Below are 10,789 nucleotides of genomic sequence, written 5' to 3' on the forward strand. Positions count from 1 at the left end.
GGCGCAGGCCGTTTCCCGGCGCTCGACGGCGGAACCGGGCGGCGTGGTTCGCCTACTCTGACTCGATGATCCGTTTCCGCGCGAACGATTCCTGGAGGTCAGCTCATGCGGTTCGTCACGCTGATGATCATGTCGGCGGCCCTGATCGTGTCGCCGGTTAGCGCGACCGCGGATCCGGGCAGCGACCGCGGATCGCTGGACCGCCTGGTCGCACTGGTACTCGAGCGCCTGGACACCGGCGACGCGGTGGCCGCGGCGAAGTGGGTGAGCGCCGCGCAGACCGGCACCGAGCCCACCATCGACGATCCGGCCAGGGAGGCCGTGGTCTACGACTCGATGGCTCGGCTCGGCGCGCAGCTCGGCCTGCCGGAGGGCTGGGTGCGGCAGGTGTTCGCCGGGCAGATCGAGTCCAACAAGATCGTGCAGCGCGGCCTGATCACCCGCTGGCGGTTCGATCCGGCGGCCGCGCCCGGTTCGGCCCCGGATCTGGCCTCGGTGCGTCCGGTGATCGACCGGGTGAACGCGGGGATCGTCGACCAGCTCGCCGCCCGGCGCGCCGAACTGACCGCACCGGATTGCGCGGAAAGATTGGCTTACAGCGTCTTCGAGGTATTCGGCGCGGGTAATACCGACGCGCTGCATCAGGCCGCGCTGGTGCGTGCCGCAGCGGCACTGTGTGCGCCGCGTTGAACGCTGCGCGGCGCGGGCGGAACATTTCTTAGGACGCCCTGAACCCCTTTTTAAGCACCGTCTTCAGCGCTCGAGTTCGCCCGGTCGGCGAATATTCGGTGAAAAGGCCGTCAGTCCGCAATAAGTCGCGCCTATTACCGCCTGACGGCGTATAGGTTTCGGCTGCCAAAATGTGTCGAATACCACTCTGCCGGGTTAGCTGCATGTGTGCTGAAGGCCACACCGGGCAAAAGAATCCGGACGGTCGGATCCCGTCGCGGGCTCGTCAGGACCCTGTCGGAAATCTCTCATCCATCCCGGTTTGGAGTTAGCCGCCGCGGAGTGGTTTGCCGGGCGTCGAGCCAGGGAAATCATCTTCGATGCAGGTGAGAGCGGGTTCCTGACCTATTTGCGAGGTTTGGGGCCGCTCTCGCGCGCCGGCGGCAGGCGGCTGGCCACGGGTGCCGCGGGATCGATCATGGGCTACTCGCTGCTTTACACTGGACGACGCGCACACGTGGAGGACCGAATGAAGAAGCCCAGCTAGACCCGGTTATTAGCGCAACCTAAGTTGGTTGGGCCCCGGACCTGACTTATCGTTTGCTCTTACGCCGGACACAGAATGCTCGGCACCCTCGCCCGCTCGGGCAGCTCCTAACCGGTGCTCAGCGTAGCGGGCCGGAACCCGCACGGAGGTAAGGATCTCGTTAGGGATCTGTTACCGACGAGCACCCACTACGTCACTGAAGCGGGTGAACAACTGGAGACGTGACTGCACACAGTGGTGCGAACGTCAGCTCGGAGGCGGAAGCTTGCGTAACCACGCAGAGCCCGAGAGCACCACTAATCGAACACTGAGACCATCAGCGCGGCTGGTTTCGGAACGTACGGGCGCAGTCTTGTACGGAGGCATTCAGACGAAATTGCCTATTTCTTTTTCGTCGGACGCCCTTCTTGAAGGCAGAGGCATGATGCAACTTCCTGGCCACAGGTCACCTGGACCCGTCGGGCTCTACGACCCGGCGAACGAACACGACTCCTGCGGTGTCGCGTTCGTCGTCGACATGCACGGCCGCCGCAGCCGCGACATCGTCGACAAGGCTATTACGGCTCTGTTGAACCTGGAGCACCGTGGTGCCGCGGGCGCCGAACCCAACAGTGGTGACGGCGCCGGCATCCTGATCCAGATTCCGGACCGGTTCTTCCGCGCCATCGTGGACTTCGAGTTGCCGCCGGAGGGCTCCTACGCCACCGGCATCGCCTTCCTGCCGCAGGCCCGTCGCGAGGCCGCCCGTGCCGCCTACGGCGTGGAGCGGATCGTGCAGGAAGAGGGCCTTGCCGTGCTCGGCTGGCGCGAGGTGCCGATCGACGAGTCGTCGCTCGGCGCGCTGGCCCGCGACGCGATGCCGACGTTCCGGCAGGTCTTCCTCGGCTCCCCGCGGGGTGCGGCCGAGCAGCTGTCCGGCATGGCCCTGGAGCGCCGCGCGTACGTGATCCGCAAGCGGGTCGAGCACGAGCTCGGCAAGGCGGGTCCGGGCGAGGGCACGGTGGGCAAGGAGTCGGTGTACTTCCCGAGCCTGTCCGGCCAGACCTTCGTCTACAAGGGCATGTTCACCACGCCGCAGCTGCGCGCCTTCTACCTCGATCTGCAGGACAGCCGGGTGGAGTCCGCCCTCGGCATCGTGCACTCGCGCTTCTCCACCAACACCTTCCCGTCCTGGCCGCTGGCGCACCCGTTCCGCCGGGTCGCGCACAACGGCGAGATCAACACCGTCACCGGCAACGAGAACTGGATGCGCGCGCGCGAGGCGCTGCTGCGTTCGGACATCTTCGGCATCGACTCGGCAGGCAACAACCGGCTGGAGAAGATCTTCCCGGTCTGTACCCCGGGGGCGAGCGATACCGCGCGCTTCGACGAGGTGCTGGAACTGCTGCACCTCGGCGGCCGCAGCTTGCCCCACGCGGTGCTGATGATGATCCCCGAGGCGTGGGAACGCAACGAGACCATGGATCAGCAGCGGCGCGCGTTCTACGAGTACCACTCGATGCTGATGGAGCCGTGGGACGGCCCGGCGTCGGTGTGCTTCTCCGACGGCACCGTGGTCGGCGCCGTGCTCGACCGCAACGGCCTGCGCCCCAGCCGGATCTGGATCACCGACGACGGCCTCGTCGTGATGGCCTCCGAGGTCGGCGTGCTCGACATCGACCCGTCCAAGGTGGTCCGCAAGGTCCGACTACAACCGGGCCGCATGTTCCTGGTCGACACCTCGCTGGGCCGCATCGTCGGCGACGAGGAACTGAAGACCGATCTTGCGGCCGAGCACCCGTACCAGGAATGGCTGGACGCGGGTGTGACCAAGCTCGAGGACCTGCCCGACCGCCCGCACGTGCACATGTCGCACGACCGGGTGCTGATCCGGCAGCAGATCTTCGGATACACCAACGAAGAACTGAACCTGCTGATCTCGCCGATGGCCAAGACCGGCGGCGAGGCGCTCGGCTCGATGGGCACCGACACCCCGATCGCGGTGCTGTCGTCGCGGCCCCGGCTGCTGTTCGACTACTTCTCCCAGCTGTTCGCGCAGGTCACCAACCCGCCGCTGGACGCGATCCGGGAAGAGGTCGTCACCAGCCTGCGCCGGGCGCTCGGCCCGGAGGCCGATCTCATGCACCCCGGCCCGGAGTCGTGCAAGCAGATCGCCATCGAACAGCCGATCCTGGACAACGATCAGCTGGCCAAGCTGGTGCACATCAACGACGACGGCTCGCAGCCCGAGCTGCGTTCGGTGATCGTGCGCGGCCTGTACCCGGTGGCCAAGGGCGGCAAGGGACTGCGCAAGGCGCTCAAGGCGATCAACACCCAGGTGTCGGCCGCCATCGACGGCGGCGCGCGGATCATCGTGCTGTCCGACCGCGAGTCCAACGAGAAGCTGGCGCCGATCCCGTCGCTGCTGCTCACCTCGTCGGTGCACCACCACCTGGTGCGCGAGCGCACCCGCACCATGGTCGGGCTGGTCGTGGAGGCCGGTGACGCCCGCGAGGTGCACCACATGGCCATGCTGGTCGGCTTCGGCGCGGCCGCGATCAACCCGTACATGGCCTTCGAGACCATCGAGGACATGCTCGAGCGCGGCGCGCTCGAAATGCCGGGCAGCACCGGCGATCACGTCGCGGACTTCCGCACGGCCGTCTACAACTACAACAAGGCCGCGAGCAAGGGCGTGCTCAAGGTGATGTCCAAGATGGGCATCTCCACGCTGGCGTCCTACACCGGCGCCCAGCTGTTCCAGGTGATCGGCCTGTCCCAGGACCTGGCCGACGAATACTTCACCGGCATGCGGTCGCACCTGGACGGCATCGGCCTCGAGGACATCGCCGCCGACGTCGCCGAGCGGCACCGGCTCGCGTTCCTGGAGAACCGCAACGAGCGCGCGCACCGCGAGCTCGAGGTGGGCGGCGAGTACCAGTGGCGGCGCGAGGGCGAGTACCACCTGTTCAACCCGGACACCGTGTTCAAGTTGCAGCACGCGACCCGCACGGGTCAGTACTCGATCTTCAAGGAGTACACCAAGCTGGTCGACGACCAGAACGAGCGGCTGGCCTCGCTGCGCGGCCTGTTCAAGTTCAAGAAGGAGCGCGCGTCGATCCCGATCGACGAGGTCGAGCCCGCCGCGGAGATCGTGAAGCGGTTCTCCACCGGCGCGATGAGCTACGGCTCCATCTCGGCGGAGGCGCACGAGACCCTCGCGATCGCGATGAACCGCCTCGGCGGCCGGTCGAACTCGGGTGAGGGCGGCGAGTCGCCGGCCCGGTTCGAGCCGGAGGAGAACGGCGACTGGCGGCGCAGCGCGATCAAGCAGGTTGCCTCCGGCCGCTTCGGCGTGACCGCGCACTACCTGACCAACTGCACCGACATCCAGATCAAGATGGCGCAGGGCGCCAAGCCCGGCGAGGGCGGGCAGCTGCCCGCGCACAAGGTGTACCCGTGGGTCGCCGAGGTGCGGCACTCGACGCCGGGTGTCGGCCTGATCTCGCCGCCGCCGCACCACGACATCTACTCGATCGAGGACCTGGCGCAGCTGATCCACGACCTGAAGAACGCGAACCCGCAGGCGCGGATTCACGTGAAACTTGTTGCGGAGCCCGGCGTCGGCACGGTCGCGGCCGGTGTGTCCAAGGCGCACGCGGACGTGGTGCTGATCTCCGGCCACGACGGCGGCACCGGCGCCTCGCCGCTCACCTCGCTCAAGCACGCGGGCGGCCCGTGGGAGCTCGGCCTGGCCGAGACCCAGCAGACGTTGCTGCTCAACGGACTTCGCGATCGGATCGTCGTGCAGGTGGACGGTCAGATGAAGACCGGCCGCGACGTGATGGTCGCCGCGCTGCTCGGCGCCGAGGAATTCGGTTTCGCCACCGCGCCGCTGGTGGTCTCGGGCTGCATCATGATGCGGGTCTGCCACCTCGACACCTGCCCCGTCGGTGTCGCGACGCAGAACCCGGTGCTGCGCGAACGCTTCACCGGCAAGCCGGAATTCGTCGAGAACTTCATGCTGTTCATCGCCGAGGAGGTCCGGGAACACCTGGCGCTCTTGGGCTTCCGCACGCTGGACGAGGCCATCGGCCGGGTCGACCTGCTCGACACCGCCAAGGCCAAGCAGCACTGGAAGGCCAGCAAGCTGGACCTCTCGCCGATCCTGGACAACGTCGAGACCGCGTTCATGTACCAGGACCGCCGCTGCACCAAGACGCAGGACCACGGCCTGGACAAGGCGCTGGATCAGCAGCTGATCTCGCAGAGCCGGGACGCGCTCGAGCGCGGCCGGGCGGTGAAGTTCGAAACCAAGATCACCAACGTGAACCGCACCGTGGGCACCATGCTCGGCCACGAGGTGACCAAGCTCTACGGTGGCGCCGGCCTGCCCGACGACACCATCGACATCACCTTCACCGGCTCGGCGGGCAACAGCTTCGGCGCCTTCGTGCCGGCCGGCATCACGCTGCGTGTGCAGGGTGACGCGAACGACTATGTCGGCAAGGGACTTTCGGGTGGCCACCTGGTGGTGCGCCCGTCGCTGAACGCGCCGGCCGAGTTCGTGGCCGAGGAGAACATCATCGCGGGCAACGTGATCCTGTTCGGCGCCACCAACGGCAAGGCGTTCATCCGCGGCGTGGTCGGCGAGCGGTTCGCCGTGCGTAACTCGGGCGCCCTCGCGGTGGTCGAGGGCGTGGGCGACCACGGTCTGGAGTACATGACCGGTGGCCGGGTGGTGATCCTCGGCGAGACCGGGCGCAACTTCGGCGCGGGCATGTCCGGCGGTGTCGCGTTCGTCTACAACCCGAACGGCACCTTCGAGTCCCGGCTCAACCCCGAGCAGGCCGACGCGGTCGAGCAGCTCTCCGGTGACGACTTCACCTGGCTGCGCGACATCATCACCCAGCACCGCGACCAGACGGGTTCGGCGGTCGCCGAGCGCATCCTGGGCGACTGGTCGCAGCAGGTGAACCACTTCGTCAAGCTCATGCCGCGCGAATACAAGAAGGTCCTGCTCGCCATCTCCGAGGCGGAGAAGGCAGGCAAGGACGTCGACGAGGCGATCATGGAAGCGGCCCGTGGCTGACACACGACGCATCCGAGAGCTGAGTCCGATGTCCACAGGCAAGATTACGGAGGCCGAACGTGGCTGACGCACAAGGATTTTTGAAGCACACCTCGCGGGAGCTACCGGCCCGTCGTCCGGTCGAACTGCGGTTGATGGACTGGAAAGAGGTCTACGAGCAGGGATACCCCAAGGCGACCCTGCAACGGCAGGCCAGCCGCTGCATGGACTGCGGTATCCCGTTCTGCCACAACGGCTGCCCGCTCGGGAACCTGATTCCCGAGTGGAACGACCTGGTCTACAAGGGCCAGTGGCGCGAGGGCATCGACCGGCTGCACGCCACCAACAACTTCCCGGAGTTCACCGGGCGGTTGTGCCCGGCGCCGTGCGAGGCGTCCTGCGTGCTCGGCATCAACCAGGACCCGGTGACGATCAAGCAGGTCGAGATCGACCTGATCGAGAACGCCTTCGACGAGGGCTGGGTGACCCCGGTCTACCCGACCCGGTTGACCGGCAAGAAGGTCGCCGTCGTCGGCTCCGGCCCGGCCGGTCTCGCGGCCGCGCAACAGCTCACCCGCGCCGGTCACACCGTGACCGTGTTCGAGCGGGCCGACCGCATCGGCGGGCTGCTGCGCTACGGCATCCCGGAATTCAAGATGGAGAAGCGCTTCATCGACCGCCGGATGGCGCAGATGGAGGCCGAGGGCACCATCTTCAAGACCGGGGTGAATGTCGGCGTGGACATCACCGCCGAGCAGCTGCGCGAGCAGTACGACTCGATCGTGCTGTCCGGCGGCGCCACCATCGCGCGTGACCTGCCGATCCCCGGACGCGAGCTGGACGGCATCCATCAGGCCATGGAGTTCCTGCCGTGGGCCAACAAGGTGCAGCTCGGCGACGACGTCACCGATGCCGACGGCCTGCCGCCCATCCACGCGAAGGGCAAGAAGGTCATCATCATCGGCGGCGGCGACACCGGCGCGGACTGCCTGGGCACCTCGCACCGGCAGGGCGCGGAGAGCATCCACCAGTTCGAGATCATGCCGCGTCCGCCGCAGGAGCGCGCGGCGTCCACGCCGTGGCCGACCTACCCGCTCATGTTCCGGGTGTCCTCGGCGCACGAAGAGGGCGGCGAGCGCGTGTTCTCGGTCAACACCGAGCGCTTCCTCGGCGCGGACGGCAAGGTCACCGGCCTGCAGGCGCACGAGGTCACGATGGTCAACGGCCGCTTCGAGAAGGTGGACGGCACCGACTTCACCCTCGAGGCCGACCTGGTCCTGCTCGCCATGGGCTTCACCGGTCCGGAGAAGCGGGGCCTGCTCGAGGATCTCGGCGTCGGCTACGACCAGCGCGGCAATGTCCAGCGGGACAAGAACTGGGCGACCAACATCCCCGGCGTCTTCGTGGCCGGGGACATGGGCCGCGGCCAATCCCTCATCGTCTGGGCCATCGCCGAGGGCCGCGCCGCGGCCGCCGCGGTGGACCGCTTCCTGGAGGGTGAGACCGCGCTGCCCGCTCCCATCACCCCCACCATGGTCGCGCAGCGATGAACTGAACCCCTCTCTTACCGGAGCGGAAAGGGCGTCCGTGGACAACGTTGTCCACGGGCGCCCTTGTACGTTTTCTCCGTATTCGCCGCAGCCGCGTGGCGCGCGACACTCCCGGCGAAGTTTCTGGTAGCCAAGGGATTCCAGCGGAAGGTTCAGCGTGGTGGGCGCCGATAATGGCGCAGTGCTCTCGATGTTTGCCGATCTTCGAGAAACCGGCTCGAATCTCGCTGAATTGAAGCTGTTTTAGCTGGTCTTATCGAGTTGATCGCACCGAGGATTCATGATTGCTGCTTAATTGCTCGTCGGCTGGCGGCGGGTCGGCCTCGGTTCAGGTGCGGTTGGGTGCCGGGTTGTGGTGGGGACGTGGGGGTTTGGGCATTCGACGGAAAACGGACGTGGACCGGGGTTTCGGATGGCGTCGGCGGGCTCGGACCTTTATTGTGATCCCGTCGCGCTGCTGATCTTGGGATGTGGGTTGAGGATCGTAGCCGTCATATCGGTGGGTGGCTGGAGTTAACCCAGCGTGCACTGGACAGTCACTCGTCGGGTTCAGAGTTGGTGCGCAACTTGTCGGGGATATGTCCACGAGGGGCATTGGTTTGGACTGGAGCGGTATGCAGTTGAAGAAGGTTGTCGCGGCTCTTGGTGCATCCGCGACGGTGTTGTCCGGCATGGTGTTCGGCGTCGGCTCCGCGACCGCGGACCCGGGCTGCCCCAGCCTCTATGTGGTGGCGATCCCGGGTACCTGGGAGACCGGCAAGGACAAGAAGCCGCAGCCGGGCATGCTGGCCGGCGTCACCAACAATCTGCCTCGCTCGACCGAGGTCGACTACGTGACCTACGCCGCGACCGCCTTCCCGTGGGAGGGCGAGGTCTACGGCAACTCGAAGAAGGAAGCCGTCGACCGGGCGCGCGGCCTGATCTCGGACATGGCGCACTCGTGCGGCGCGACGAAGATCGCGCTCGTCGGGTACAGCCAGGGCGCCGACGCCGCGGGTGATCTCGCGGCCGAGATCGGCACCGGGCTCAGTGTGGTTGCGCCGGAGCGGATCTCCGGCGTCGGCCTGATCTCCGACCCGCGCCGCTCGCCGACCGACGTTCAGGTCGGCGCACCGGCCCCCGGCGCGGGCGCGGGCGGCCCCAGGGTGGGTGGCTTCGGCTGGGTCAGTGACCGCACCCGCAGCATCTGCGCGGTCGACGACCTGTACTGCGCGACCGCGCCGGACGACTTCGTCACCCGGTTCGCCGGTTTCATGGCGCAGGCCTCGGACGCGAACCCGGCCAACCTGTGGCGCTACCAGATCGAAGCCGGAAACATCATGAACGACCTGTTCGCCCACGGCGGGGTCCCGACGCTGCAGGCGCAGCTCACCGACTCGGCCAACGAGCAGCGGGCCAAGGACCTGGAGCGGTTCTACAAGTCGCAGGCGCACACCCTGTACGGCAGCTACCCGGTCGGCGGCGGTCAGACCGCCGTCTCCTGGATGCACAACTGGATCGCCGGCATGGCCTGATCCACCTCGGCACACAGCGAAGGCCCACCTCCGACCACAGGCGGTGGGCCTTCGTCGTGTTCGAGCCGGGACTATCCGGAGCCGGTCGGCGGGAGCAGCTGCTGGAACTGCTGGAGCGGTTGCGGCGTGGCACCCGGGTCCGGGCGGTGGTGCCGCCGCGGGCCGTGGGGGCGGTGCTTGTGCTGCGGCCGGTTGATGTCGGCACCCTGCTGGTCGACGTCGCCGGCGGCCTGGACCTGGCTGGCGGCGTCCGGCGCCGGGGCCTCGGCCGAGGCGGTGGCCGCGAGCGCGCCGACCGGGACGGCGATGAGCGCGCCGGCCGCGGCGAGGCCGACCAGCCGACGCAGGGACGTCGATGTTCTGGAGAGCAACACGGAATTCCTTTCTCTCGAACTGTGGGCCACTTCGGGGGTGGTGGCTCACCGGGTCCATAGAAGGTTCCGCGCCTGGGACGACGGTGCGACGTCCCTGCCAATCGTCTGTGAATGGATGCTCAGGATGCGATGTTGCGCGGCAACAGGTCCCAGACGTGCCCGTTCTCGTTGATCGTCGCCGCGGTCCTGCGGCCGGTGCGGGAGAACAGGATTCGGGTGATCGAGCAGTAGTCGATCGGGAAGGTCAGCGGCCGTTCCAGCCCGAGGATCTCCTGCAGCAGCACGTTGATCACGCCGCCGTGGGTGAACGCGATCACCGTGCCGGCCGGCTCGGTGCCCGCGGCGATCTCGGTGACGGCGTCGAGCACCCGGGACTTGAACGCCTTGCCGTCGATCTGATCCGGGATGTAGCCCGCCTTGATCCGCTCGTAGACCTCGCGGAACTCCACCTTGGCGTCCTCGATGGGAATGTAGGCGGGCAGGTCGCGATCGTATTCGGCGAGATCGTCGATGATGTCGACGCCGAGCCCGAGCTTCGCGGCGGTCGGCGCCGCGGTCTCGCGCGCCCGGCGCTGCGGGCTGCTCACGATCCGGGCGATCCGATGCTGGCTCAGCGCGGCAGGCACCCGTTCGGCCTGCTCGACGCCGACGGGCGCGAGTTCGGGATCGGCGGGCCCGGCCGAGTTCACGATCCGGAGCGGTTGGGCATGGCGAACGAGGATCAACTGCACCCGCCCCACTCTGCCGCATCGACGCCGAACCCTCGATCCGGGCGTGGCGGCCGCCGTGCGTTACTGCTTGCGGCGCCGCATCAGCAGATAGACGCCGCCGACGATGGCGGCGACCACGAGCAGGCAGCAGAGCCCGCCGATGATCAGACCGCCGCTGCCGCGCCGCTTCTTCTTGGCCGCCAGCTCCATCGCCGAGTTCCAGGTGTCCGGGCTCGCCCAGGCGCTGTGGTCCACCAGGCTCAAATTGGTCAGCAGGTCAAGGTACATATCGAACCCCATCTCGGTGATCGGTCTCCTCCCGGGGCCGAAGATTTCTCGGCCGCCCCGGCCCGATTCCCCAGGGTAGCTGTCCGA

Annotated in this window: 7 protein-coding genes; 4 read left to right on the forward strand and 3 right to left on the reverse strand. The window is 67.5% G+C overall.

All coding sequences use genetic code 11. From position 1 onward, the window contains the following. Positions 1-105: 105 nt before the first annotated feature. From ACFQ9K_RS13810 to ACFQ9K_RS13825, 4 genes are all read left to right on the forward strand, one after another. Positions 106-690: a chorismate mutase gene (locus ACFQ9K_RS13810; RefSeq protein ID WP_378719278.1), complete on the forward strand. Its 585-nt coding sequence runs from the start codon at positions 106-108 to the stop codon at positions 688-690. Positions 691-1,637: 947 nt separating this feature from the next. After that, positions 1,638-6,287 (forward strand): glutamate synthase large subunit, encoded by a 4,650-nt coding sequence (gene gltB, locus ACFQ9K_RS13815; protein WP_378719281.1) that lies wholly within the window; start codon positions 1,638-1,640, stop codon positions 6,285-6,287. 59 nt (positions 6,288-6,346) lie between these two features. Beyond that, entirely contained in the window at positions 6,347-7,816 is a 1,470-nt protein-coding gene (locus tag ACFQ9K_RS13820) for a glutamate synthase subunit beta (protein WP_378719283.1), read from the forward strand. A gap of 614 nt (positions 7,817-8,430) precedes the next feature. Next, a complete protein-coding gene (locus tag ACFQ9K_RS13825; RefSeq protein ID WP_378719285.1) occupies positions 8,431-9,330 on the forward strand; it encodes a cutinase family protein in 900 nt (299 codons plus the stop codon). Positions 9,331-9,401: 71 nt separating this feature from the next. On the opposite strand, the gene ACFQ9K_RS13830 is transcribed toward ACFQ9K_RS13825, so the two are convergent. The 3 genes from ACFQ9K_RS13830 to ACFQ9K_RS13840 form a co-directional block, all read right to left on the reverse strand. Next, positions 9,402-9,704, reverse strand: coding sequence for a hypothetical protein (locus ACFQ9K_RS13830; RefSeq protein ID WP_378719287.1), 303 nt, complete (start codon positions 9,702-9,704; stop codon positions 9,402-9,404). Positions 9,705-9,823: 119 nt separating this feature from the next. Then, positions 9,824-10,435: a histidine phosphatase family protein gene (locus ACFQ9K_RS13835; protein ID WP_378719289.1), complete on the reverse strand. Its 612-nt coding sequence runs from the start codon at positions 10,433-10,435 to the stop codon at positions 9,824-9,826. Positions 10,436-10,495: 60 nt separating this feature from the next. Further along, entirely contained in the window at positions 10,496-10,714 is a 219-nt protein-coding gene (locus ACFQ9K_RS13840; protein WP_378719291.1) for a hypothetical protein, read from the reverse strand. Positions 10,715-10,789: the final 75 nt, after the last annotated feature.

Origin of the sequence: Nocardia sp. NPDC056564, from assembly GCF_042793755.1 — a bacterium.
Taxonomy (GTDB): domain Bacteria; phylum Actinomycetota; class Actinomycetes; order Mycobacteriales; family Mycobacteriaceae; genus Nocardia.